23 protein-coding genes are annotated in these 26,265 nt (G+C 60.8%); 1 reads left to right on the top strand and 22 read right to left on the bottom strand.

From position 1 onward, the window contains the following. Positions 1-11: 11 nt before the first annotated feature. Together AB4X18_RS13430 and AB4X18_RS13435 are read right to left on the bottom strand one after the other, a co-directional pair. Positions 12-527 carry a YqhA family protein gene (locus AB4X18_RS13430; RefSeq protein WP_370400559.1) on the bottom strand — a complete coding sequence of 172 codons (516 nt, stop codon included), beginning with the start codon at positions 525-527 and terminating at the stop codon, positions 12-14. An 89-nt stretch (positions 528-616) separates the two neighbouring features. Further along, positions 617-1,768, bottom strand: a complete 1,152-nt coding sequence (locus tag AB4X18_RS13435) for a fumarylacetoacetate hydrolase family protein (RefSeq protein WP_432816697.1) — start codon at positions 1,766-1,768, stop codon at positions 617-619. A gap of 186 nt (positions 1,769-1,954) precedes the next feature. On the opposite strand from AB4X18_RS13435, the gene AB4X18_RS13440 reads away from it, so the two are divergent. After that, positions 1,955-2,698, top strand: a complete 744-nt coding sequence (locus tag AB4X18_RS13440) for an SDR family NAD(P)-dependent oxidoreductase (protein ID WP_370400561.1) — start codon at positions 1,955-1,957, stop codon at positions 2,696-2,698. 11 nt (positions 2,699-2,709) lie between these two features. Here AB4X18_RS13440 and AB4X18_RS13445 read toward each other — a convergent pair whose 3' ends face one another. The 20 genes from AB4X18_RS13445 to AB4X18_RS13540 form a co-directional block, all read right to left on the bottom strand. Next, positions 2,710-4,269, bottom strand: a complete 1,560-nt coding sequence (locus tag AB4X18_RS13445; protein ID WP_370400562.1) for an isochorismatase family protein — start codon at positions 4,267-4,269, stop codon at positions 2,710-2,712. Between the two features lie 62 nt (positions 4,270-4,331). Continuing rightward, positions 4,332-5,180 (bottom strand): N-acyl homoserine lactonase family protein, encoded by an 849-nt coding sequence (locus tag AB4X18_RS13450; RefSeq protein WP_370400563.1) that lies wholly within the window; start codon positions 5,178-5,180, stop codon positions 4,332-4,334. A 43-nt stretch (positions 5,181-5,223) separates the two neighbouring features. Beyond that, a complete protein-coding gene (locus AB4X18_RS13455; RefSeq protein WP_370400564.1) occupies positions 5,224-6,099 on the bottom strand; it encodes an amidohydrolase family protein in 876 nt (291 codons plus the stop codon). Then, complete coding sequence (locus AB4X18_RS13460) at positions 6,096-7,196, bottom strand: vWA domain-containing protein (protein WP_432816698.1); 1,101 nt, start codon at positions 7,194-7,196, stop codon at positions 6,096-6,098. The genes AB4X18_RS13455 and AB4X18_RS13460 overlap by 4 nt, the downstream gene beginning before the upstream one ends. Further along, positions 7,193-8,074: an AAA family ATPase gene (locus AB4X18_RS13465; protein WP_370400566.1), complete on the bottom strand. Its 882-nt coding sequence runs from the start codon at positions 8,072-8,074 to the stop codon at positions 7,193-7,195. The genes AB4X18_RS13460 and AB4X18_RS13465 overlap by 4 nt, the downstream gene beginning before the upstream one ends. A gap of 1 nt (position 8,075) precedes the next feature. After that, positions 8,076-9,098, bottom strand: a complete 1,023-nt coding sequence (locus AB4X18_RS13470; RefSeq protein ID WP_370400567.1) for a xanthine dehydrogenase family protein molybdopterin-binding subunit — start codon at positions 9,096-9,098, stop codon at positions 8,076-8,078. Position 9,099: 1 nt separating this feature from the next. Continuing rightward, on the bottom strand, positions 9,100-10,962 hold the full coding sequence (locus tag AB4X18_RS13475; protein WP_370400568.1) for a xanthine dehydrogenase family protein molybdopterin-binding subunit: 1,863 nt from the start codon (positions 10,960-10,962) through the stop codon (positions 9,100-9,102). After that, positions 10,959-11,444: a (2Fe-2S)-binding protein gene (locus tag AB4X18_RS13480; protein ID WP_370400569.1), complete on the bottom strand. Its 486-nt coding sequence runs from the start codon at positions 11,442-11,444 to the stop codon at positions 10,959-10,961. The genes AB4X18_RS13475 and AB4X18_RS13480 overlap by 4 nt, the downstream gene beginning before the upstream one ends. A gap of 1 nt (position 11,445) precedes the next feature. Next, entirely contained in the window at positions 11,446-12,243 is a 798-nt protein-coding gene (locus tag AB4X18_RS13485) for an FAD binding domain-containing protein (protein ID WP_370400570.1), read from the bottom strand. Beyond that, positions 12,240-12,716, bottom strand: coding sequence for an SRPBCC family protein (locus AB4X18_RS13490; RefSeq protein WP_370400571.1), 477 nt, complete (start codon positions 12,714-12,716; stop codon positions 12,240-12,242). The genes AB4X18_RS13485 and AB4X18_RS13490 overlap by 4 nt, the downstream gene beginning before the upstream one ends. Further along, positions 12,688-13,125 (bottom strand): SRPBCC family protein, encoded by a 438-nt coding sequence (locus tag AB4X18_RS13495; protein WP_370400572.1) that lies wholly within the window; start codon positions 13,123-13,125, stop codon positions 12,688-12,690. The genes AB4X18_RS13490 and AB4X18_RS13495 overlap by 29 nt, the downstream gene beginning before the upstream one ends. Further along, positions 13,126-16,599, bottom strand: a complete 3,474-nt coding sequence (locus tag AB4X18_RS13500) for a flotillin domain-containing protein (protein WP_432816699.1) — start codon at positions 16,597-16,599, stop codon at positions 13,126-13,128. Between the two features lie 20 nt (positions 16,600-16,619). Further along, positions 16,620-17,444 carry a phosphoenolpyruvate hydrolase family protein gene (locus AB4X18_RS13505; RefSeq protein WP_432816700.1) on the bottom strand — a complete coding sequence of 275 codons (825 nt, stop codon included), beginning with the start codon at positions 17,442-17,444 and terminating at the stop codon, positions 16,620-16,622. Between the two features lie 4 nt (positions 17,445-17,448). After that, positions 17,449-19,611, bottom strand: coding sequence for an ABC transporter permease (locus tag AB4X18_RS13510; protein WP_432816701.1), 2,163 nt, complete (start codon positions 19,609-19,611; stop codon positions 17,449-17,451). Then, on the bottom strand, positions 19,604-20,395 hold the full coding sequence (locus tag AB4X18_RS13515) for an ABC transporter ATP-binding protein (protein ID WP_432816702.1): 792 nt from the start codon (positions 20,393-20,395) through the stop codon (positions 19,604-19,606). Before AB4X18_RS13515 ends, AB4X18_RS13510 begins: the two co-directional genes overlap by 8 nt. Further along, positions 20,392-21,453 carry a branched-chain amino acid ABC transporter permease gene (locus AB4X18_RS13520; RefSeq protein ID WP_370400574.1) on the bottom strand — a complete coding sequence of 354 codons (1,062 nt, stop codon included), beginning with the start codon at positions 21,451-21,453 and terminating at the stop codon, positions 20,392-20,394. The genes AB4X18_RS13515 and AB4X18_RS13520 overlap by 4 nt, the downstream gene beginning before the upstream one ends. Positions 21,454-21,456: 3 nt before the next feature. Continuing rightward, on the bottom strand, positions 21,457-22,467 hold the full coding sequence (locus AB4X18_RS13525; protein WP_370400575.1) for a branched-chain amino acid ABC transporter permease: 1,011 nt from the start codon (positions 22,465-22,467) through the stop codon (positions 21,457-21,459). A 184-nt stretch (positions 22,468-22,651) separates the two neighbouring features. Continuing rightward, positions 22,652-23,560: a helix-turn-helix domain-containing protein gene (locus AB4X18_RS13530; RefSeq protein WP_432816703.1), complete on the bottom strand. Its 909-nt coding sequence runs from the start codon at positions 23,558-23,560 to the stop codon at positions 22,652-22,654. Positions 23,561-23,631: 71 nt separating this feature from the next. Then, entirely contained in the window at positions 23,632-25,062 is a 1,431-nt protein-coding gene (locus tag AB4X18_RS13535; protein WP_370400577.1) for an aldehyde dehydrogenase family protein, read from the bottom strand. A 13-nt stretch (positions 25,063-25,075) separates the two neighbouring features. Continuing rightward, complete coding sequence (locus AB4X18_RS13540) at positions 25,076-26,206, bottom strand: iron-containing alcohol dehydrogenase (protein WP_370400578.1); 1,131 nt, start codon at positions 26,204-26,206, stop codon at positions 25,076-25,078. Between the last annotated feature and the right edge of the window lie 59 nt (positions 26,207-26,265).

Raw genomic sequence — 26,265 nt, forward strand, 5'->3', positions numbered from 1 at the left:
GGTGGCGTCTGTCACCTGCGGGACAACGCTATGAACCAATCCGCGACGGCAAGAACCAGCGCGGCGGTCAGCAGTAGCCCGAAGAGAGATGCCAACGGCCACAGGTCCTGCGGGGTTTGGGCGCTGGTGGCACTGGCCCTTCCGATCAATTCCCGGAATATCATCAGCAGCGCCAAGGCGGTCGACACTCCCAGCAGGTTGTTGCGAAGTTTTGCGTAATCGAGGCGCCCGTGGCCATCGTTCGGTTCGGCGTCGGCAGTCAGGCCCGGCACGTAGACCTGATACCCGGTCTGCAGGATCAAAAGCACCGCATGGGCGGCAAGCAGCACAATCGCCAATGACAGGATCGCGGGAAGGGCCTCCATCGCGCCAAGCTGGAACAGTTCAGGCAAAGCGCGGAAAAAGTCGCGGATGAACTGGATCAGCAGGACAATCAGCATCAGCGCCAGACCAAGGTACATCGGCGCCAGCAACCAGCGGGACGCATGGATACCAAGATGTACGGTTTTTTCGACCTCGCCACTCATGCTGTGATCCTTTGTGGTTTCGATGTGATTTTAGGGCCTTGGAGAAACCAGTGAATAGACGGCCATACCTCTCAGTTGCTTTCTTTTGTTCAGATCAGATTTCGCGTGGCAAGATTGCGCATCAGGTGGCTGACACCAAAGGTCCAGGGGGCGCATTCGGTCGACAGGCGGACCGTGTTGGTCAATGTGCCTAACCCCGAACAAGAGATGGAGACCACATCGCCCAGTTTGTGGGTGAACCCTTGGCCTGGGGTGTCCCGGTCCTGGGTCGGGGCAAAAAGCGTTCCAAGAAACAGCATCAGACCGTCAGGATACTGGTGATGCCGCCCGATGGTCTGCCGCACCAGTTCTTCAGGAGATCGGCTGATATGCTTCATTGATGAATGACCGGTCATGACAAAACCATCCTCGCCGGTCACGGTCAAATCCAGTTCGGCCTGCTTGACGTCTGTCAGCGTGAAACTGTCGTCAAACAGCCGGATCATCGGGCCGATGGCGCAGGAGGCATTGTTATCCTTGGCCTTTGACAAAAGCAGGGCGGAGCGACCTTCGACATCGCGAAGATTGACATCGTTGCCCAGCGTGGCACCGACGATCCGCCCGGCGGAGGAGACAGCGAGAACGATTTCCGGCTCAGGATTGTTCCAGGATGACATTGGATGCAGACCCACCTCGGCATTGGGTCCCACCGACGAAAGTGTCTGGGCCTTGGAAAACACTTCGGCGTCCGGTCCAATTCCAACTTCGAGGTACTGCGACCACAACCCTTCCTCGATCAGTGCCTTTTTGACCCGTGCCGCCTGCGCGGAACCAGCACGGATGTCGCGCAGGCTGTCGCCCATCGTCGCACCGATGCGGGCGCGGATGGCTTCAGCGGACTGCGGATCGCCGGCGGCTTGTTCTTCGATGACACGTTCGACCATGGATTGCGCGAATGTCACGCCGCAGGCCTTGATGGCCTGAAGATCACATGGCGCCAGAAAGTGATTGGTCCTTAGGTCCCCCACGGGTGCCGCCACAAGCTGGGTCAAAGGTCCGATCTGTCGCCCCTCAGCGGAGCGGACGTAACCGGCGGGGTCATCCAGCTCGAAAATATCACGGATGGTTGGGGCGGCGCGCGCGGTGATATCGACCACATGGCCATTACGCAGGGTAACGACCGAAGGGCCCGCGGCGTCGGAATGCCAGACCCGACCCAGAAACAGCCCACCCAAGTCCTCGGGTGCCAAAAATCCGCTCATTTCCTGCCCCTTGCACCGATTTCCCTGACCCGATCATAACCTGATCTTTGCCGGTTGAGCGCAAAGTGCAGCCCGATCCTTCCAAAAAAAAGAGCATGGGTTACGCGATGCGCCGATTGATCGCCTAGACTTCGCAGAAGGGTCTTCTGCTTGGAAGGACGACCCCCGGGACCAAGGAGGGAAAGCGTGACGTTTTCAGGCACATGTGCGGTTGTGACCGGCGGGGCTCAGGGTATTGGGCTGGCGGTGGTCGATGCTTTTCTGGCCAAGGGCGCGAAGGTTGCGATCTGGGATGTGAACCAGGATCAGGCAAGGCGCGCGATGGCGGATGTGCCTGAAAGATCCGAAGTACTTCTGGTCGCGTGCGACATTTCCAATTGGCAGCAGGTTCAATCCGCAGCAGCCAAGACACTGGATGCATTCGGTCATATCGACAGCGTCGTCAACAGTGCAGGCATTGCCGGGCCGAATGAAACGGTTGAAGACTATGACAACGATGCATGGCGCCAGATTGTCGAGATCAATCTGAATGGTACGTACTTCGTCAACAAGGCGGTCATCGGTCCGATGAAGTCCCGCAACTATGGTCGGATCGTCAATATTGCCAGCATTGCCGGAAAGGAGGGAAACCCCAAAGCCTGCGCCTATTCAGCGTCCAAGGCAGGGGTGATCGGCTTTACCAAGTCACTGGGCAAGGAGCTGGCGGATTTCGATATCGCGGTCAATTGCGTCACGCCCGCAGCGGCGCGCACCCCGATTTTTGACCAGATGAGCCAGGAGCATATCGATTACATGCTGTCAAAAATTCCCCGCGGCCGGTTTCTGGAAGTCGAGGAAGCCGCGGCGATGATCGTTTGGTTGGCCGGGCCGGAAAACTCCTTCTCAACCGGGGCGGTGTTCGATCTGTCCGGCGGGCGCGCGACCTATTGAACGCCAAGCGGCTATCCCAGCGCTGCGATCACCGTCTCGACGTCCGTCACCTCCGCCACGTTTTGCATGGCATAGTTGATAGAGGCATTGTGCCAATCAGCATTCATGGTCGAGCAGGCATTTTCCGGCACGATGACACGGAATCCCTTGTCAGCGGCAGTTCGGGCGGTGTGTTCGACGCTCATGTTGGTCCAGGCACCTGTATTGATAAGCGTGTCGATACCGTTTGCGGCCAGAATGGTTTCAAGCCGGGACGAGGGCCATGCCGACATGGTCATCTTTTCCACGATCATATCGCTGGTCTGGGGTTCCAGTCCCGCTGCGGGTGCCACCCCCCATGTTCCGCGCACAAGCGCGTTCGCGTCGATCAAGCCCTGAAAGAGCGGGCAATTATCCGGCACTCCCGGGTGGTCTGGCTCACACACCAGCCAGACATGCAGGACCGTGACACCGGCCTTGCGGCAGGCTTCGGCCAGACGACGCGCGTTTTCGACCACATTCTGCGCGCGGGCGTGATCGGGTGAGCCGCTTTCGGCAAAGGCACCGCCGTCGATGATCACATCGTTTTGCATGTCCTGAATGATCAGCGCGGTGCGGCGCGGGTCGATCCGAAGGCCACCGGATGCATGTACCACGGCAGACGTTGCTGTCTGACCGCGCATGAAAGGTTCTTCGCGGCCCCGGGTTTTCATCTGCACGGAATAAAGACCCGTACTGGCGCACATGAAAAGCGTATCCCAGTTGTCATTGCCCCAGTGCAGGTTGGCGACCAGCTCGGGGACTTCGATCTCACCCAGCTTGACGCCGTCGAAGGCATAGACCCAGACGCCGCCCGGCGCAGTGACATAGACGTTCCCGTCCTTGTCCGCCTTCATCCCGTCAGGGACCCCGGCCCGCAAGGCATCCTTGATACCGCTGGCAAAGATACGGGAATTGGTGAGGCGACCATCGGCGGCCACGTCGAACATGCGGATATTGGTCTGTTCGGTATCGTTGACCCACACCCAGCGTTCACAAGGGCTGAAGCACAAGCCATTGGGTTGGCTGAACATATAGCGGTCGCTGACCAGAACGGCCTCGTCACCCGGCCTGTGCCCGGGCGGCAGCATATATACGCCCTGAAACCCTTGCTGCAGGGGCCGTTCGACGCCAAACCCGGGCATCCGGCCATAGGTCGGATCGGTGAAGTAGATCGCGCCATCCGATTTCACGCAGATATCATTGGGGGAGTTCAGCTCCTTGCCTTCGAAGTGGCTGGCCATCACCTCGCGCGTGCCATCCGGCCGGAAAAGGGCGACGGAAGAGGTGGAATGCTCGCACACAAGAAGGTTCAGCGCGGCATCATAGGTCATGCCGTTGCCCTTGTTCGAGGGGCGCATCACCTCGGTGGTCTGGCCATCCGGCGTCCAGCGGCGGCGCACGTCACCGGGCATGTCGGAAAACAGCAGATGCTTTTCAACCGGGTGCCACAGAGGCCCTTCGGTGAAAGTGAACCCCGATCCGAGTTGTTTGACGGGTGCGTTGGCATCCATCAGCGCGGCAAAGCGGGCATCGATGACGGCATGGGGCATATTCAGTCCTCTCAAGTGCGGCAGGGGCGCGGTGCCATGTCTCGGCGCGCGTCACTCCCTCGTCAGGCCGGAAACCATTGCCGCGCAGGCACGGATTCTGATGTTGGCCCGGGTACGGTCATGCCCAGCCGTCCCACGACCTGCTGGTTCTCGATCTTTGCCGGACGGTCATGGACCGGCAGCAGAAACGTATAATTGTTCAACAGCTTCTTGATCGCAGCCTTTTCTTCACGTTTCGATCCGGAATGGTTGCCGGTCACCTGCGGTTCCATGAAGTTGTTGACCCGAACATGGTTCACGATCTGATCGTTGAAATCATAGATCACGTCGCCACAGATGCAGGCCAGACCTTCGGCCGTTTCGACCACCACATTCATTGACCCTTCGGTATGGGCACCGGCCAATTCACACCAGACGCCGGGGATGATCTCTTCGGCCTGGGTGATTTCAAGGTCGAGGAAACGCATGGCCCCGTCTTCGTAGATCCGGTCGACCAGATGCTTGATATCCGGCTTGGGGTATTGCGGATACATGATGCCCGAAACGGAAAACTCCATCTCCCGCCGGTTCAACACGACCGTTGTGTTCATCGGGAACAGATCGTCCTTGCCGGCATGGTCGATATGCAGGTGGGTATGCAGAATGTAGCGGATATCACCAAGCTTCAGTCCATGTTTGGCAAGCTGGTTTTCGATCATGTTGTCATGGAATTGCAGGCCCCTCATGCCCAGCGTCTCCATGATCGCGTTGTCGCGATAGCCTGTATCGACCAGCACCGGGTATGCGCCGCCAAGGATCAAAAACCCATAGACCGGAACCCGTCGCACCCGGCCACATTCGTGGCCCAGCACCAGAAAGGAGGTTTCCAGTTCGATATCGCCGTAATCGAGAATGTGAATCGTCAATGCCATGTTGGTATCTCCCTGTCTTTGCGGGGCTTGCGCCCGGAATAGGTCACAGTCGGTAAACCCGCTCTGCGGTGTCGTTGAAAATGGATTTTCGCGCGGATTTCGAAAGTTTGGCAGCGCCCTTCTGGAAGGCGTCGAACAGATCGGCGTAGCTGGTCCACAGCTTTTCGATGGGGTAGTTCGAACCGAACATGCAGCGTTTGGCACCGAAGATCTTTTCCGTTTCGATGATCATCTCATGGATGAAAGTGCCGTCATTGCGGTGGATGAAGGTGCCGAAGGCTGACAGTTTGGTGACGACATTGTCGCATTCGGCCAACCGCCGCATCCCGGCGCACCAGTCTTGCCAGCCGGTTTTCGACGTGTCTTCCAGCATCCCCGCATGCTGCAGGACAAAGGTCACATCCGGGCAGGCACGGGCAAGCTTGGCGGCGTGCGTCATCTGGCTGGTGAAGACCTGAAGATCAAAACTCCATCCGTAATCGGCAAGTTTTGCGATGTTTTTCTGAACCGCCCGGTCTGCAGGCAGATCAGGGCGTGCGGCGAACCGATACAAGGGATTTTCATGCCAGTGAAACTGCTGACGGATGCCGCGCATCAACGGAAAGCCATTCAGCTTCTCAAGCTGCGGGCGGACGTCATCGACGGTGAAATCAGCATAACCGACAATGCCGTGCGGCCACCCATGCCGGTCGGCGACGGATTGGACCCAGGCGACTTCGTCAGCAAACCAGTTGGGTGCCCAGTTGGCCTGAACATAGACCGATTTGGTTATGCCGGTGCCTTTGATGTCGGCGATGTATTCATCAATCAGATAGTCGCGTTTGATCGCGGCATAGGGCCCGAAGATGCGGGGCTGCTCAGGGCCCAGAAGCCAGGGCAGGTCTTTTTGGTGCCAGATGTGGTGATGGGCGTCGATCATGCAGCGCTCCCAAGGGTCAGGACATGGGATGCGATGGCGTCAAGGCTGCTGCCATCGGACAGGCTGTCGATCCAGGGCAGCACCGCCTGCAGCGCCTCGGTCCGGGGGGCGAAACCTGCGTCACCGGCAAGCGGCGAAATCCAGTCGAGCCGCCATGCCAGACGCGACAGCCGCTGGACCGCGTGGATCATTTCGGTCGGGTCGCCGCGTTCAAGCCCGTCTGACAGGACCAGAACTGCTGCACCTCTGGCAAATCCGGCAAAGCGCGGCACGTTCAGAAACGCGCCGAGCGCATCGCCGATCCGGGTGCCGCCATCGAAATCGGCCACCAGTTCCCCAACCCGGCCCAAGGCTTCGGGGCGCTGCGATATCCTGAGCGCCGCAGTGACCCGTGTCAGCCTAGTCCCAAAGGTGAACGCCTCGAAACGGTCAGCGGACTGCGCCAGCGTATGAGCAAAGCGCAGCATTGCATCGGTCCGTTCCTGCATTGATCCCGACACGTCGATCAGCAGGATGATCCTGCGTTGCCGGGTCTTGCGGCGGGCGCGGTGCAGGGTGAAAACCTCGCCATCGCGGCGCACCGCTTCGCGCAACGTCTGGCGCATGTTCAGCCGATCACCGTGGTTGGACGGCGCGCGGCGGTAGGATTTGCGGCGCGGCAGGCGGGGTGGGGCCATCCGTCGGAAGTGCTGCAGGATGGCGTCTTCATCCATCTCGGCGAACTCCCTGTGCGAAAGGCGCTCAGCCGCGACCGCCTCGCCGCCGACTTCGCTTTCGTCTTCCGGGACGTCCACCTCTTGCCTACGGCCCTGAGGTTCATGGACCTCCAGCGCATCCTCTTCGTCGCCGGACGCGGGGGCGGCCACTGCCTGACCGGCGAAATAGGCCCGGAAAAGCGCATCATATTCCTCAGCACGTTCAGGGGGGATGGCCAGCATGGCCAGCCCGGCGGCGTGGATATCGCCCAGATCGCGGGGACCCAGAAGGCCGATGGCTTCGATGAACCCAATGGTCTGATCCGGGGCAACGGCAAAGCCGTGGCTGCGCAGGATCGCCGCGAATTCGACAAAGGGATATGTTGCTTGGGGCAGCCTCATGCCGCCATGCCTGGAATGACGTGGCCCAGATTGGGATGCATGTAGGTCAGATCGTCGTGATCCTTCAGCGCAACACCGATGGCGCGCAGGAACGCGTCGGGCCAGGGGTTGCCCTGTTCATGCAACAGCGTGGCGGCTTCCGCCCATTCGATGGTTTCGGCCACGCCCGGCGGCTTGGCCAGCGGTTCCGCCCGGAGCCGCCCGACGGCAGCGACAACCGCATCTGCCGTGCCTTGTGCGACCGATGAGGCACGGGTCATCACGATCCGGGCCTCCAGCGCAGGGTCGGGATAATCGATCCAGTGATAAACGCAGCGCCGCCGCAGGGCCTCATGCAGGTCGCGGGTACGGTTCGAGGTCAGCACGACAACCGGATGCTGCGCGGCGCGGACAGTGCCGATCTCAGGGATCGAAATGGTGAAATCGGAAAGAAACTCAAGCAGGAAGGCCTCGAATTCATGGTCCGAACGGTCGATCTCATCGATCAGAAGAAGCGTCGTAGCGGCGTTGCGCAGCGCGCCTAGCAGGGGACGTTCAAGCAGGAATTCATCGCCGTAGATGTTGATATAATCCTCGCCAGCCTGCCGGATGGCGAGCATTTGGCGCGGATAATTCCATTCATAGATAGCCGCCGCCGCGTCGATGCCTTCGAAACATTGCAACCGGCTGACCTGCCGCGACAGCACCGCGCCAATGGCTTTGGCAGCTTCGGTCTTGCCGACCCCCGGCGCCCCCTCCAGCAACAATGGCTTGCCCATAGCCAAGGCGAGGTAGGCCGCCGTGGCCAGCCCGTCATCGGCCAGATACTGCGCGCCCTGCAGGGCTGTCTGCAGTTCGGCGGGGTTTGAGATGCCGGATATGGTGGGGCGCACGGGCATTTCAAAGCGCCCCTTGTGGACGGGCACCACCATTGGCCCTGATACCGCGCAGAATTTTCTCCGGTGTGATCGGCAGGCTGTCGCAGCGCACGCCCACAGCGTTGTAAACGGCATTCGCAATAGCGGGCAGAACCGGGTTTGCGCACATCTCTCCCGGACCCTTGCCGCCGTAGGGGCCGTCGTCGGCAGGTCGTTCGAGAATGGCGATGTTGTGATCCGCAACATCCCCCGGACCGGGTTGCAGGTATTCGACGAAATCACCGGGCATATGCGTCCGGTCAGGGTAATGGGGCTCCGTCGTTTCATAAAGCGCGTGGCTGACCCCCATCCACGCCCCGCCGATAAGTTGCTGTTCGACCAGCTTGGCATTCAGCGCCCGCCCGACTTCATAGGCGGAGTTGATCTGCGTGACCGTGACGACCCCGGTTTCGTCGTCCACCTCGATATCGACCACCAATGCCGCGTGGGCAAAAGTGGTCACCGGGGTCATTTCACCCGTATTGGGATCGGCGTCCGATGGCGGGATCAGGAAAATGCCGCGTCCGGCCAACGTGCGGCCCTGATTGAACTGGGCCGCAACGGCTGTGTCCTCCACCGTGATTGACCGCGACGGGGCGCCCTTGACCTGAATGTTGCCCTTGCCATCGGTTTCAAGATCGCCTGCGTTGACTTCCAACTCCTCGGCTGCGGCCTCAAGCATCGCCTTGCGCGCTTCGGTGGCCGCACGGATGACGGCGTTGCCCATGCGGTGGGTGCCGCGGCTGGCGAAACTTCCCATGTCGTGTGGGCCGGTGTCACTGTCGGCCGTGTCGACATAGACATCGGCAATCGGCACCCCGAGCGCCTCGGCGGCGATCTGGCGCGTGACGGATTTCATGCCCTGCCCGAGGTCGATGGCTGAGAGTGTTACCTTGAACTTGCCGTCCGGCGTGGCATGCACCAGCGCCTGCGAGGGGTCACCGCCCAGATTCATCCCGATGGGATAGTTGATGCAGGCGAAACCACGGCCCTTTTGAATGGTCATCTCATCGCCTCCTTGTGCCGGAAATGAAGCGGGATACACCGGGGCGTTTCACGCCGCGCTGGAAGGGCGTGTCAGGCTTGTAGGGCGCCGGTTGCGGCGGCGCGGGGGCAGTGGGATGGGCAGAAGCCGACGGTGCAGGTTGGTTCGGTGCAGGCGCTGGCGGCACCGGGTCTGTTGGCGCGGGAATGGGTGCCGATGCGGCTGCCGTCTGCGGCGGTGCAGGTGCAGGCGCGGGAACGGGAGCTGCGGGCGTTGCAGGCTGGCCCACCGCCTTTGTGACGGAATGCCCGATGCGCGTGGGGTCGATCTGCATGTCGGGGTCCTGCACCTCGGCGGCGACCACGGCCTCACCCATGGTTCCGGCAGGCACACGGCCCCTGTTTGAAGCCCCGCCAAAGGGCTGGGCCGGGATGTCGTGTTTGCGGCGCTCCCCGATCCGGCCCATGTCATCGGTCACCGTTTCCGGAACCTCCGCCCGCCAGCCTGTGCCGCCCCCGTGTTTGCTTGATGCCGCGGCTGCGTCGCCTGACAAGGTGATTCCGGCCTTCTGCGACGCCACCTGGCAGCATTCGATCAGGGCACAGTTCTTGGCCACCCGGCGATGCGCCTTCATATCACCATCGCGGTAGGCGTTCAGAATGCGCAACTCCACCGGGTTCATGCCCACGGCCTCCGCGACCTTGTCCATGTGGCATTCGATGGCGAAATCCACACCGGTGATGCCAAAGCCGCGCATGGCCGTTGACGGGGTTCGGTTGGTGTAGACGCAATAGACGTTCGAGGCGACATTCGGGATCGTGTAGGGGCCGGGCAGGTGGCCGGTGCCCTTGATCACGGCATAGGAACTCAGCCGGGTATAGGCGCCGCTGTCGAAAAAGCCGGTAAATTCACGCGCGATGATGCGCCCGTCATTCATTACCCCGTCGCGAATGCGCCAGCGTTCGGCCCCGCGCGGTGCGCCGACACGCATCTCCTCGGTGCGGTCCCACATGGATTTGACCGGCGATCCGGTCAGCATTGCACCAAGCACGGCAAGGGGTTCCTGAAGGCTGTCGACCTTGCCACCGAACCCGCCACCCACGGTGCCGCCGATGAAATGCAATCGGGAAGACGGCATGTCGAGCAGCTTGGCCGTAACCCCCAAAGAGAAAAACAGCGCCTGCGTCGCGGTGTGGCAGACGAAGCGGTCGTTGTCTTCAGGCGCAGCGATGGCACCACAGGTCTCTACCGGAGCCTGTTCGATGGGCGACATCTGGTATTCGCCTTCCACGATCTTGTCGGCCTGCTGAAACGCGTGTTCCACATCGCCAAAACGCAACTTCTGGTGATCATACAGATCATGGTAATCGAAGGTGTTGTTGGGGTATTCCGCGTTCACCACCGGGGCGCCGGGTTTCAGCGCCTCTTCGACGTCCAGAACATGCGGCAGTTCTTCCCAGTCCACGCGGACCGCAGCGACGGCGTCACGGGCCTGGCGTTCGGTTTCGGCGACAATGGCCAGCACCGGCTCGCCCTTGTAGGAAGCCTTTTCGGCACTCAGAAGCGGTTCGTCATCGCGCCCGAAATTGATCAGCGACAGCAACGTGTTGATGTTGTGCGGCACATCGCGTGGCCAGATGATGCGGCGGACGCCCGGCATCCGCTCGGCCACCGACGCATCGATTGAACGGATACGGGCGTGATGGTGGGGCGACCGCACGCAGCGCAGGTGCAACAGCCCGTCAAACAAGTGATCATCATAGAACCTGGAGCGCCCGGTGACATGGCCAATGATGTCCTGCCGGATTGTCGGTTTGCCGATCTCGTTGAGGTCGTCGGTGCGTTCATCGGCGAACAGGTCCTTGCGAAACTCGATGCTGCTCATGCCACGCTCCTTCCGCGCATTTCAGCCGCTGCGGTCAGGATCGCGTTGATGATCGGTTCATATCCGGTACAGCGACACAGATTGCCCGCAATTGCCTCGGCCACCTGGTCGCGTGTCGGATCTGGATTTGTCGCCAGCAGCGCCTTGGCCGCCATCAGAATCCCCGGCGAACAAAACCCGCATTGTGCTGCGAAACCTTCGACAAAAGCCTTTTGCAGCGGATGAAGGTCTGATCCGTCGGCCAGGCTGGCTGCTGTTTCGATGTGCTTGCCCTCGACGGTCTCCGCCAGCGTGAGGCAGGCAAGGTTGAGCGTGCCGTCAATCATCACAGAACAGGCACCGCATCCGCCTTGGGAGCACCCCTGTTTCGGCGTCAGATCTCCGGCCTCGCGGCGCAGAACATCCAGAAGGTTGGCGCCGCCATGCGCGAAAACGCCGGTCTCGGTCCCGTTGAGGTGAAATCGGATGGGGGTCTTTGCCACGCTATCTCTCCTCATCCAGTAGCAGACGACGCAAATGCACCGCCGCAATCTCTCGCCGGTACCAGGCAGAGGCGAGGGCATCGTCCTGCGGATCAAGCCCATTGAGGCAGCTATCCAGCGCTGCTTGGATGCCGCCTTGATCAAGGCTGGCACCTTCAAGCGCAGCCTCGGCGCTTTTTGCGCGCAGGGGTGTCGCCCCCATGGCGCCAAAAGCGATGCGGGCGCCACTGATCCGGCTGCCACCGGGCAGATGGGCAGCGATGCTGAGGACCGACGCCCCTTTGGGCCGGGTGCGCGTCACCTTGCGAAAGCGAAAGGCGCCGTGGCCGGGACGCGGTACCGTTACCGCGGCAACCAGCCCGCGCAGGCTGGCGCGCTGGGCATAGAAGGTCTCGATCGGCAGCGACTGGCCGTCCGACATTTGCACCGATGCATCCAATGCCAGAAGCGCCACACCGAAATCACCGTAGGGGGAGCGGACGAACAGATTGCCACCCACCGTCGCCATGTTGCGCACGGCGGGACCGCCGATGGCACGGGCGACCGGGGCCAGAAACTCCGCACCGCTGGCCTGCATCACCTGTGTCATGGTCACCCCGGCGCCGATCTGCAAGCCGCTGCCGGCGGGCCGGACCTCCTTCAATGCGGCGTCGGTGCTGCGCACGACGTGATCGTAGTCTTGCGCGCCAAAATTCAGGCCGCGTACGACCATCGTTCCGCCGCCCAGGAATTGCGACCCCTCGCGCATGGCCAAGGCCGCATCGGACAGGGTCGGGTAAGTGTCCACGGTGATGCTCATGCCGCCTCCAGTTCCATATGCGCGCGGATTGCATCGAACCCGGCGCTGTAGATGTTGTCGCCGACCATGCTGGCCAGTTCGTCCTCACGGTCCGAAGGCGTGTCAAACCGGCTTTCCCATTCCCAAAACGTCAGATCATCGTCGGTAACCGGGAAAAGCCGACAGTGGGCGACGTAGTTGTACAGCGGTATGGGCGTGTCGAGCAGGCAGTAGGTGAAGCTGAATTCGATATCGGACAGCGTCAGCAGTTGTTCGCGCAACTCCGATCCGTCTTCCAACCGGAACCGCCGGACGCAGCCGACCATGTCGGATGGATTGCCGCGCTCAATCTGACTGTTCGCCACGGCCGGATGCCATTGATCGTGGCCGTTGAAATCGCGAATGACGTCCCACACGGCTTCGACAGGGGCCTGCAATACGGTACTTCGGATCACCCTGACCATCTCAGCCCCCGAAATGCCGCTTGAGGGCATCAAGCCCGACCTGAAAGACGTTCGTTCCGATGCCGTCGACCAGATCGTCCTCGGCCGACGGATCACAGGAAAACTCGGCCGACCACTCTGCAAAACAGCGGTCGCCGTCGGTGACCGGGGTAAGGCGCAACGTAGCGATGTAGTCGGTCAGCGGCATGGGACTTTCGAGGATCGCATAGGTGCAGAACATGTCGTAGTCGCTCAACCCCAGTTGCTGCTCGCGGATGTTGTCGCCATTCTGCAGGTTGAAGTTGCGGATGCAGCCGACCTTGTCTGGCGGCAAAGCGTCTTCGATCCGACTGTCGCGAATGGAAGGGTGCCAGCGGGGCAGGGCATTGAAATCGCGTACCCGTTCCCAGACGCGTCCTGCGCCTGCACCGATGACGGAAGAGACATAGACACGTGCCATCTATTTCTTCTCCCCGCCCTTGGCGTCGTCCCCGCCCTTGAGACGCTTCGCCTCGTTGCCGGCGCGGGCCAGATCCTGCGCGTCCCTGAGCACGCTCGATTTGGCAAGGTTGGAGCCATCGACACCGATGTCCGACAGCAGGCTGTCGATCATCGGCGCCTGCACGCGATACCGCAGGGCGGAATTGATCACCTCGTCGGTGGGGCTGCTGCCATCGCCACCCCCACCGCCGCCGGACCCGCCACCATTGTTGCCGCCAAACCCCATGCCAGCGGTGCCACTGCCGCCCAGTTGCATGATCTTGATTTCGTCGATCTTCTCCAGTGGTTTGACACTGGCCGCGACGATGCCTTCGACATGTTCCAGCATCTTGCGCTTGAAAAGCGAATGCCGCGCCGCATCGGTCAGCACATTCTCGGCTTCGTTGATAAGCTTGTGGGCTTCCGCTTCGACTGCGGCGCGCACCTTCTCGGCCTCTGCAGCGATACGCTTTTCTTCGGCGGCTTTCTCCGCCATGACCACATCGACCGATTTGCGGCGGGCTGCCGCTTCGGTTTCCTTGGCGGTGACGACTTTCTCGGCAGCTTCGGTGGCGCGGGCGCGGGCGATGTCGGCTTCGGCGGACGCAGCACTTTCCTCAAGTGACTTCTGATAAAGCGTGATGGCCTTTTCCATCGCGGCCTGCTCCACCGCCTTTTCACGTTCGATCTCAAGCTTGCGCCGCTCGGTCTGGTGTCCGATGCGGGCATCGTCAAGCCCACGTTCGGACGCGATCTTGGCGCGCTCGACTTCCTCCTGGCTGGCAATCTCGGCTTCGCGCAGGGCCTGAACGCGGGCGATTTCGAGCTGTTCGAGAACCTTTTTGCGCTCCAGCTTCTTTGCATCAAGCTCCTGATCGGCCCGGATCTTTTCGGCATCCACTGTTTTTGCCTTGGCCACGCGGGCGGCTTCGATGGCCTCGTCCGCCGCGATTTGGGCCTCGTCCAGCGCCTTGTTTCGCGCGATCTCCAGGTTGCGGATCTTCTCATCGCGCGCAATTTTCTCGGAGGTGGTCTCGGCCTCCTTCTCGATCCGCTGTTGTTCGACCAATCTGCGCGAACTGATCTCGGCAGCTTCTATCGCCTCTGTCTTTTCGATTTCGCGCGAACGCACTTCGGCCTCCTTGGCGATCTCGGCTGCGCGGGTCGTCGTCTCCTCATCGATCCGTGCGGCGTTCACCTGTTTCTGCGCCGCAATATTGGCAACATCGACCGCGCGGTTACGGGCGATCTCCCGCTCCCGCAGATCCTGTTCATAGGCGATACGCTCGGCCGCGACCTTCTTTTCCTTGGCGATGCGGGCGGCCTCTGTCGCTTCGGCCTTGGCAATTTCGGCTTCTTCCACGGCCTTGGCGCGGGCCACGTCGCGTTCGCGGGTCTTTTCCTCGCTCTCGATGCGGCGAACGGCCAGTTTTGCCTCCTTGGCGATACGCGCGGCATCCACCGCCTCGTCGGAGGCCACTTCCGCCTGCAGTACCGCTTGATTACGGGCGATTTCCAACTCGCGGGTGTCTTTTTCATAAGCGATCCGCTCGGCCGTGGTGGCCTTTTCCTGCGCGATCCGCTTGGCTTCGGTTGCCTCCTTGGCGGCAATCTGCGCGGCATCGAGCGCGGCAGCCTTCAGCACTTCGCGCTCTTCTGTGGCCTCATTCGCGGCGATGCGCTCGAATGCCACCTGCTTGTCTTGCGCGATGCGGGCTTTTTCAACGGCCTTGCGGCTGGCGATCTCGGCTTCGTCAACGGCCTGATTGCGCGCGATCTCAAGCGCGCGCACACGCTCCTCCTGAGCGATACGCGACTTGGACGTTTCTTCTGCCGCACTGATCTGCGCCGCATCCAAGACCCTCTGACGTTCGATTTCAAGGGCGCGCGTGTCCTGCTCGGCTGCGATCCGATCGGCGCTGAGCGCCTTTTCACGGGCAATCCGCGCGGCTTCGGTGGCCTGCTGCGAGGCGATCTCGGCCTCTTCCAGAACCTTCTGGCGCTCAATCTCCAGGGATCGGGTCTCTCGGTCGGAGGCGATGCGTTCTGCATTTACCTTCATTTCCTGTGCAATCCGCAGCTTTTCGGCGGCTTCACGGCTGGCAATCTCGGCTTCCTGAACGGCGAGGTTGCGGGCAATCTCGCGCTCCTTGGTGGACTGTTCCAACGCGATGCGCTCTTCGGTCAGCACTTTTTCCTGTGCGATGCGGGCGCGCTCCACCACTTCGCGGGCTGATATCTCGGCTTCATCTACGGTTCGCTGGCGATCTATCTCCTGCGACTGGGTATCGCGATCCTTGGCAATCCGTGCCTCCGTGATCGCCTTTTCCTGCGCAATCTGGGCTCTCTCGATGGCTTCTTTCGCGGCAATCTCGGCGGCATCGGTTTCCTTGCGGGTTTTGATCCGCTCCGATGTCAGGTTCTTTTCCTGGCCAATGCGGGCTTTCTCGATGGCTTCATGTGTCGATATCTCGGCCTCATCCACGGCCTTCTGACGTTCGATTTCCTGTCGGCGGATATCGCGTTCCGAGGCGATGCGCGCTTCGGCAATGTGGTGTTCATTAGCGATCCGCGCGGTCTCAATCGCTTCGCGTGACGACAGTGTGGCCTGTTCGGCCTCCTTCTCGCGTTCCGAACGTTCGCGCGCCAGTTCCGCACGTTGCTGTGCCCGGCGAAACTCAATCTCGCGTTGCTGTTCCAGTTGCGCCTGTTCGCTTTCCTTTTCGATGTTGAGCGCCTGCTTTTCAGCTTCGAGGTTGCGTTCTCGAATGCGGATCATCGTGCTTTGCTCGATGTCGTTGCGCAGCTTGCGGCGCTCTTCGATGGATTCGATGACGCGGGTCAGACCCTGGGCATCGAACGTATTGGACGGATTGAAATACTCGATGTCAGTCTGATCGATGTCCGTAACGGCAACGCTTTCCAGTTCAAGCCCGTTCTTGTCCATGCCATCCTGCGCGGCTGCCAGAACGCGGGCAACATAATCGTTCCGGTTTTCATGCAGTTCTTCCATGGTCATTTCGCTGGCGACGGTACGCAGCGCGCTGATGAACTTGCCCTCCAGAAGGGTGTTCAGACGCTCAGGTTCCAGGGCCCGTCGGCCCAACGTGGCTGCGGCCAGACTGACAGACGCCTTGGAATGGGCGACGCGAACATAGAATTCGGCGTCAACATCAACGCGCATCCTGTCCTTGGTGATCAGCGCCTCGTCGCGTTCGCGCGTCACGCCAAGCTGCATCGAATTCATGTTGACCGGGGTGATGTCGTGAATGATCGGCCAGACAAAGGCGCCACCGTCGATCACCACCTTTTCCCCAAGAAAACCGGTGCGGACGAACGCGACCTCCTTGGTCGAGCGGCGATAGAGCCAATACATCACCCAATAGAGGATAAATACGACGATCACGGCCGTGATCAGCCACAAGATCAGTTGTCCGATGAGTTGCCCTGTCATCTTGCTTTCCTCCTCCGGCCCTACCGGCCGATCTTCTTGAATTTCGCCGTCTGGGCGGTCAGCGCGACTTCGGTCGGCAATCGCTCCATCGACGACGCGCCATAGAACCCATGACAGTACTTGGTATTCTTGAGCACAAAGTCGGCGTCTTCTGGCATCGCGACCGGGCCGCCATGCACCAGCACGATTGCGTCTGGATTGACCTCCAGTGCCGCCGCGGCCCAGCGGTCAGTGACCGCTGGAGCATCCTCAAGCGTGGTGGCGGTTTCGGCACCGATGTTGCCGCCCGTCGTCAGGCCCAGATGGACAACGACGATGTCCGCACCGGCCTTGGCCATGGCGGCCGCATCTTGTTCCGAAAAGACGTAAGGCGTTGTCAAAAGGTCCTTTTCCGAAGCCATTGCGATCATGTCGACCTCGTGGCCATACCCCATGCCGGTTTCTTCGAGGTTGGCGCGGAACAGCCCGTCAATCAGGCCAACGGTCGGAAAATTCTGTACCCCGGAAAAACCCGCCGCCTTCACGTCATCAAGGAACTTGTCCATCAACCGGAATGGATCGGTGGCACAGACACCCGCCAGAACCGGGGTATGCTTGACCACGGGCAGCACTTCGCCGGCCATTTCCATGACCACGCTGTTGGCATCACCATAGGGCATGAGCCCCGCCAGGGATCCGCGACCGGCCATGCGGTAGCGTCCTGAATTGTAGATCACGATAAGGTCGATGCCCCCGGCTTCCTCGCACTTGGCGCTCAGCCCGGTGCCCGCACCGCCCCCGATGATCGGCGCGCCGGCGTCGCGCATGGCGCGGAATTTCTGCATCAGCTTCGAACGGTCATGCATCGGCTCATTCTCCTGCGGTTTTACGCCGGGTCGTGGCGTGAAAGCTGTGGAAAGTCTGGACGACCCGTTCGGCAAATTCCGGATCGTTGATATTCTGGGGTACGCGGATCAACTGCCGCGCTGCGGTCTGCCGAACGGTTTCTTCCAGCGCCTTGAAAAGCGCTGCATTCGCATCCGGGTCCCAGAAGGGCTGACCGGGGGCATCCAACAAAGACACGCCACCCTCGGGCAGGAAGAACCGGACCGGGCCGGTCATCTGGTTCAGACGCTCGCCGATCCAGTGACCCATGCGGATGTTTTCCTCAACGCTGGTTCGCATCAGCGTGATCTGCGGATTGTGTTCATAAAGGTTTCGGTCACGGTAATGCGCGGGCACCGTGTCGGGGGCGTTGAAGTTGACCATATCCAGCGCGCCACACGCCCCGATATAGGGACGGCCCCCCCGAATGGACGCGCCGAAGCGGTCCTCGTCAGCGGCAAAGACACCGCCCGCGATCATGTCGCACACCTCGGTTGTCGTCAGATCGACGATTGCGGACAGCATGCCACTGTCCATCAGCTTTTCCATCGCCCGCCCGCCCGTTCCCGTGGCGTGGAACACCAGACAATCGAAATCAGGTTCAAGCGCGTCCGTAACCATCTGAACGCAAGGCGTGGTGACGCCAAACATCGTCAGGCCGATGGCGGGCTTGTCCTCCTGCGTGGTTTGTTGCTGACGGCGTCCGCGGACCATGCCGACCAGGGCGTGCGCACCGTTGCCCAAAACCTCGCGGCTGATCGAATTGATGCCCTGCACATCGGTCACGGAATACATCATCGTGATGTCGCTCGCGCCGACGTATTGCTCGGTGTTGCCGCTGGCTACGGTCGAGATGACAAGTTTGGGCAAGCCCACAGGCAGGCTGCGAAAAGCAGGAGCCACCAACGCGGTGCCGCCGGACCCGCCGGCAGCGATGACACCGGCGATATCGTCCTGCCCCCTGATCCAGCGTTCGAACGCCAGCGTCATCCCGGCCACTGCAGTGCCGCGATCCCCGGTGAACACACCGGCGACGCCTCTGGGATGGAACCCCGCAATCGCATGCGGTGGCACCTCCGCGCCCGAAGGTCTGCCCGAGGTCGACAGATCGACCATCCGCACGACCAGCCCCGCGTCCTTGAGGATATCGCGCATGAAACGCAATTCGGGACCTTTCGTGTCCAGCGTGCCGCAAACCAGTACCGCACCGGCGCCGCGGGGCCGTTGCTGGGCGGCTGTCGGGGTGACGGGCGCGCGGGTCTGTGGCGTGACGGTGCGGGCGGCACCTTCGATCACCCGCACCGGCACCGACCGCGACCAGCGGGTCGGGAGGGACGGGTTTGACATGTAGATCCGGGTAAGTGCGCCAGAATGGTCTTCCGATGCCCTCGCAGCATCCTGAACGGGGGCGGATGTGTCATCATGCGCGTGTCGCCCGACGCCCAGCATCGCCTGCTGAAGATCACGGTCCGCGGCCAGAACCCCGCTGTCGATGATGCGGTTGATGCGACCGTTGACCATGATGCCGACGTTCTCGGCAACTTCACAGGCGACGCCGATATTCTGTTCGATCACCAGAACTTCGATCTCGCCCTCCCGGGCCAGTTGCACCAGCATGTCCTCGACCTGCTGTACGATCATCGGGGCCAGACCTTCGGTCGGCTCGTCCATGATCAACAGTCTGGGATTGAGAAGCATGGCGCGGGCAATCGCCAGCATCTGCTGTTCGCCCCCCGAAAGCTGGGCGCCGCCGTTGGATTTGCGTTCCGCAAGGCGTGGGAAGGTTGCGTAGATACGCTCAATTGACCATGCGCCACTGCGCTTGGCCACAAGCTTGAGGTGTTCATCCACCGTCAGCGACGGCCACAACCGCCGCCCCTGCGGCACGTATCCAACGCCGAGGCGGGCGATCTCTGCCGGGGATTTCCCGACAAGCGACTGACCGCCAAAGGAAATGTCGCCCGACGACACCGGAACAAGCCCCATGATCGCCATGCAAAGCGTGGTTTTGCCCATGCCGTTACGGCCAACGACCGAAAGAACCCCATGATCAAGCTTGAGGTTGACCCCCTGCAGCGCGTGCGAACGTCCATAGTACACATTCAGGTCACGCACCTCGAGGGCAGGGATGGAACCGCGCTCAGCCATCGGCACCCCCCAGATAAAGCGCCTGCACCTCAGGGTCTTCTTCTATCTCTGCGGGCTTGCCTTCCTTGAAAATCCGTCCGTTGTGCATCATCGTCACGCTTTCCGCGACACGCAGCGCGACATCCATGTCGTGCTCGATGATGATGTACCCCATATGCCCGGGCAGCCCGTTCAGGATATCAACCAGTTCCTGCCGCTCGGTTGGAGAGAGACCAGCGGCGGGTTCGTCAAACAGAATGAAACGCGGCGCGCCGGCCAGGGCCATTGCGATCTCCAACTGGCGCTGCTGGCCATAGCTGAGGTTGGCGACCAGCGTGTCGCGGTCATCGGTCAGGTGCACCACGTTCACAAGATCATCGGCGGCGGCCATCAACGCGTCGTCCCGGCGGGGCCGCAAAAAGGAAAATCGCCTGCGCGACACCCCCACGCAGGACAGATAGATGTTGTCCCGGACGCTCAGCCCCGTAAACAGCAGCGAAATCTGGTAGGTGCGCCGCAATCCGCGCCGTATGCGTTCGTGAGGCGGAAACTCCGAGATATCTTCGCCAAAGAACCGCACATTGCCGGTGGTGGCCAGAAAGTCGCCCGTGACGCAATTGAACAAGGTGGTCTTGCCCGCGCCGTTCGATCCCAGCACCGCCCGGCGTTCACCCGGGCGCACGGTGATGTTGATGTCTTCCAGCGCGGCCAGCGCCCCGAAGAATTTCGACACGCCGCGCAATTCCAGCGCATTCGCGGTGCCGGTTGCACTCAGGCGTTCGGAGACATTGGCGGGCGCGTTCACGGCACGTCACCTCCGCGGTCCAGAAGCGGGTCCTTGTTCCGGCTTTCCTTCCAGCGGTCCCACAGACCAAGGATGCCGTCAGGCGACCAGAATACGATGATCAGAAAGCCCAGCCCGATCAGCAGTTGAAAACGTTCGCCGCTCAGCCCGACGGCCACCAGCGCATCCAGCGCAAAGGTTTTGAGGATCACATAGATGAAGGCCCCGATGAACGGGCCGACCGGATGGCGCATGCCGCCGATGACGGCGATGACCAGAATATCGATGGCCGGTCCAATACCCGCCGTACCGGGCGAGATCTGCGCCGACTGCCAGGTCAGCAAAATGCCGCCAACGCCAGCCAGCAACGCCGCGAACGCATAAGCCGCCACGCGGTGCGCCGTGGCATTGTACCCCAAGGCAGACATGCGTCGCTGGTTGTCGCGCACCCCCTGAAGCGCCAACCCGAATGGCGACCGCGAGATATAAAGCACTGCGAAATACCCGATCGCCGCCCAAAACAGGGTGAGATAGTAAAACGCAACCGGTCCACGCCAGTCGACACCGAAAAGCCGTGGCGGCAGCACGCCATTGAACCCGGAAAACCCGTTGAAAATCGTATAGTTCTGTCGCGTGAAATAGAAAAAGGCGGCCGCAATCGCGAGCGTGATCATGATGGTGTAGATGCCTTCGGTGCGCACCGCCAGCCACCCGGTCAGCGTGCCCAGCAGCACGGCAATGATCAGGGCAATCGGAATGGCAACAAACCAGGGCCAATTCATTGAAATGTCGGTGATGGCGCTGGTGCCGAAGATCGCAACCATATAGCCCGCACTTCCCGCAATGGTCATCTGCGCCAGACTGACCATGCCGCCATAGCCGCCAACGAACATCAGGCTCAACGCGATGATGCCAAGGATGAACGTCCACCCGAAGATCTGGTACAGGACGAAATTGGAAGCAAAGGTGGGCATGACCAGCAGGATAAAACCAATCAGCCAATAGGACGCCGGGATCCGCTGCGCCCAACTGCTGCTTTCAATCGGTGAAGTCTTGATGACGTCTTCCGTGATGGCCATGGATCAGCTCCTACCCATCAGGCCCTGCGGCCGGAAGGCAAGCACGACCACCATGATCAGGAACGTCAGCACCACGGCATATGTCGGAAAATAGACAGAGCCGAACTGCTCGGCGAGCCCGATCAGAAGGGCACCCAAAGCGGCACCGGGGATCGAACCCATGCCGCCCACGATGACGACCACCAAAGAGGCCAGCAAAAAGCGGACATCTTCGCCCGGGGCCACGGATTGAAATGTGCCGCCGACCACGCCTGCCACACCGGCCAGCCCTGCACCAAACGCAAAAACCGTGACAAAGACCAGCTGGATCCGGGCACCCGTGGCCGACAACATGTCGCGGTCATCGACCCCGGCCCGGATCAGCATGCCAATCCGGGTCCGGTTCAGCAAAAGCCACATGCCAACGCCCACGACAATCGACGCCGCGAAAATCACGATGCGAACCATCGGGTATTTCAGATAGACCAGTTCGCCGGACCGTTTGACGCTGGTGACAAAGAACGTCTGCATGGGTCCGCTCAGCCAGTCGGGTGGGGAGATATTGTAAAAGTCACCGCCCCAGCCCCACAGCATCAAGTCGGCCATCACGATCGAGATTCCGATTGTCACAAGCGTCTGGCGCAGATCCTCTCCTTCCATGCGGCGAAAGACGAAAACCTGCAGCAACACGCCAAAGGCACCGACCACGATGAATGCCACGGGAAAGGCCAACAACCAGTACCCGGTGATATCGGCGGTGACATATCCGATATATCCGCCAAGCAGGTACAGCGACCCATGGGCCAGATTGACATTGCGCATCAGTCCGAAAATCAGCGTAAAGCCGCTTGCAACCAGGAAATAGAGCCCGCCCAGCGTGATCCCGTTGAAAAGGGCATTCAGAAAGACCTTCTTGCGGCCGATCAGATCTTTCAACCAGTCGGGCCAGACTGCAAAGATCATCCACAAAAGGCCCGCCGCGACCACAAACAGGATCGCGGACCAGATCGGGTGCCGGTCGACAAACCGCCTCATGCGGCCCCCGGCGGCGGCAAGGCTCGACCGTATTCGCAGCGGAATCGGTGCATGTCTGTTGTCCTCCCTGGGAATGCCCGGAACGATGTCGCCGGGCTTTCTCCTTGGGAAAGGCTAGAAGAGGGGGCTGCGAATCGGCATACCCGTCAGTCTTCTCGCTTCACCGCGCATCGGGAAAACGCGGTCAGACTTCGTGCGCGACCCGGCGATATTCGCTGGGTGGAATGCCAACATTTGATCCAAAAAACCGCGTGAAACTCGCCTGTGATGAGAAGCCGAGATCGTGACCGATATCCGTGATGGATTTTTCGGTCGTCATCAGTTCGTTGATCGCATGTTCAGCCCGCAGCGTATTCAGATAGAGGTTCGGCGTGATGCCCATCTGCTTTTTGAACAGCTTGAAGAAATGCGGACGCGACAGACCGACGGCCCGGGCGAGCGCATCCATCTGTACTTCCTCGGCAAAGTTCTCCTGCATCAGGCGCAGGCTGCGCCGGACGCGGAAATCGCTGAATCGGGAATTGATCTTGCCCAAAGGCGAACGCCGCTTTGTGCGCGCCCAGCTTTGATCATAACAAACGCGCGTCATTTCAAACAGATAGCCGTCCAGAACCGCGCTTTCCTGCGGTTCGAGCAAAAGCGATGTTAGCCGCAAAATCCAGCGGCGAATTTCGCTTGTTACGGTGATGACGGGACGACCGAATTCCAGAACCCCCTCGGCGGTCTGGCTGTTTTCAAGAAACCACATGGATTTGATGTACATCACAAGGCAGATGCAAGGCTCGCCTTCGCGTTTGTCGAAATTGTGCGGCTCCCACGGACTGACCGCCGCACCATGTGTTTCATCCAGCGGCACAGCCGTATTGCCGACATCGACCCCGGCCTTGCCGCCATTCACGTAGAAAATCAAATGCCCCTCACGGTGCGCATGCGTTACAAATGGACGATCCAGTTCATAAAGAGCTGTTCTTCCAAACGCACCATGGTGAACCGCAACGGCTCCACTCATGGTCTTTCCTCCCAAAGGAAGGGGGGCGTTACTCTGACGGCATACGCTCCCCCAAGATCGGAGTATCCCGACCTTGGGGGTCAAAAAGCAAGACTCCAGCGCCAAGAAAGAGACTGTAGGTTAAAGATGCCGTCTTTTCGTTATGTCTTGCGGGTCTAGGGAAGGGTGTAGGCGGTTTTGACGGTAGTGAAGAATTCCCGCGCATAGCTGCCCTGTTCACGCGCGCCATAGCTTGACCCCTTGGTGCCGCCGAAAGGGACGTGGTAATCGACACCGGCCGTGGGCAGGTTGACCATGACCATCCCGGCCTCTGCATTGCGCTTGAAATGGGATGCGTGCCTGAGCGAGGTCGTGCAGATGCCGGAACTGAGGCCAAATTCGGTATCGTTGGCGACATGCAGCGCTTCGTCGTAATCCTTGACGCGAATGACCGATGCAACCGGGCCGAATACCTCTTCGCGATTGATGCGCATGTCGTTGGTGGTGTCGGTGATCAGCGCTGGCGTCAGGAAATGCCCTTCCGTGTCGCGGCGCACCACCTCTCCGCCGACGCGCAGGTTGCCGCCCTGCGCCACGCCGATGCCAATGTAATCCAGATCCTGCTTCAACTGGGTTTCGTTGACCACCGGACCGATCTGGGTGTCCTTTGCCAACGCGTGACCTACCCGCAAGGCCCGCATGCGCGCAGACAGTTCTTCGACAAAGCGGCTGTGAATGCCTTGCGTGACGATCAGACGCGACGAGGCGGTGCAGCGCTGGCCGGTGGAAAAGAAGGCTCCGTTGATGGCACAATCAAGCGCGACCTCAAGGTCCGCGTCGTCAAGCACGACAAGCGGGTTTTTTCCGCCCATTTCCAGTTGAAACTTGCGCATCCGGGTTACGCAGGCCTCGGCGACGACACGGCCGGTTTCAACCGAACCGGTGAAGCTGATTGCGTCGATCTCAGCGCTGTCAAGCATGGTCTGGCCGACAACGCGCCCCGGACCCGTGACCAGATTGATGACACCGGGCGGCGCCCCGGCGCGTTGGATGATGTCCGCCAGCGCCCAGGCACAGCCCGGCACAAGTTCGGCCGGTTTGAACACCACGGTGTTGCCGTAACAAAGGGCAGGGGCGATCTTCCATGCAGGTATCGCAATTGGAAAATTCCACGGTGCGATGATGCCGACAACACCGACGGGTTCGCGGGTGATGTCGATCTGGATGTTCGGACGCACCGACGGGAGGGTCTCGCCGTTCAGGCGCAAGGCTTCCCCAGCAAAGAAGTCAAAGATCTGCGCCGCCCGGACAGTCTCGCCAATCGCTTCGGGCAGGGTCTTTCCTTCTTCTCGGGCCAGCAGCTCCCCCAACTCATGGCTTCGGGTCATGATCTCGTCCGAGACCTTTTTCAAAAGATCGTGGCGCTCCTGCGGGCCGGAACGTGCCCAACCGGGAAAGGCGGCCCGCGCAGCTTCGATCGCGTGCTGCGTATCCTTTGCGCCTGCAAGGGCGTGGCGGTCGATGACATCACTCCGGTCCGACGGATTGATGTTCTCGAAGGCGTCAGCGGTTGTGATCTGTTCACCGTTGATAAGAAGCGGTTTCATGGCAGTCCCCTCGTCAATAGATCGCATGAAGCAGTTTCAGAAGGTCGGCGGCACTGGCCTGGCAGGGTGCGTTCACCTGCGCCCGGTGATGTGCCGCCCTCGTGCTGCAGCGCTGCAACTCCTCCGCGGTGATCCCCATCTTGGAAAGGCTGGCGGCCAAGGGCAGGTCGCGCAGGGCGCGTCGCATCGTCTTGACCGTGTCGGCGGGGTTGGTGAACCCAAGCGCACCCATGAGTGCCGAATGCGCCAGCGCCCCATTGTCGGCAAAAAACGCAAGGATTTCGGGCAGCACAAGGCGCTTTATCGCGCCTTTGTCCAAAGTGCCGGACGTAATCGCGCACAGGCTGCTGGTGACCGCATGGGTCAGCCCAAGCCCCTTTTGCTGAACCATCGCCGCATTCATACAGGCGGCCATCAATTCGCGGCGTGCCCTGATATCGGGTCGGTCAGAGATTGAGGAAAGCGATTGCAGGCCGCGTCTCAGCCCGTCCAGCGCAATCCCGTTCGCCGGGGGATTATACTTCGGAGACAGCAGCGCCTCGGTACACAGTGTTATCGCCTCGACGCTGGCGCTGGCTTGAACGGAGGTGGGTTCCTGTACGGCAAGTGTCGGATCCCCGATCGTCACGGTCGGGACAAGGTTGCGGCTGCCAATGTCGATCATGGTGCCGTCCTCCAGCAGGATCGAAACCAGGCCATTGAACCCCGCGATGAAACCCTGAAGCCTTGGAACGGCAATCAGGTCAGGCAAGGGACTGGTGACACGGACCGACCCGCCTTCGGTTTCCGAATACTGCGCCAGCGGGGCCTTCTGGCTGACCAGCAGCCGAACGGCCTTGGCAAGGTTGATGACATAGCCGCGCCCGAAAGCCAGAACGGCAGTGCAATTGTTGTCCGTGTAAAACGCCGCAACCCGAAGGGCTTCCTCTTCGGTCGGAACGCCGTCCTTGATTGGACAATTCGCGGTCCTGCTTTGTCTGGGCAACCCGGCCCGCACCCGTTCACCAAGCTCGCCTTCGAATTGGTCAGTCGTTGACAGAACGCAGAGCTTGCCATCAAGGCGGCGGTCCAGTTCGGCCCAGACGGCCTCTTCGATGATGTTGTCGGCAAAATGCACCCGGTTCAGATAGTCGATCAGGGTCACTCTGTTCCCCCTCCCAGGCACTTGGTGGTTTCAGAATGCGGGTGATGGTGGTCCGGGCC

The organism is Sulfitobacter rhodophyticola, assembly GCF_041281685.2.
Taxonomy (GTDB): domain Bacteria; phylum Pseudomonadota; class Alphaproteobacteria; order Rhodobacterales; family Rhodobacteraceae; genus Sulfitobacter.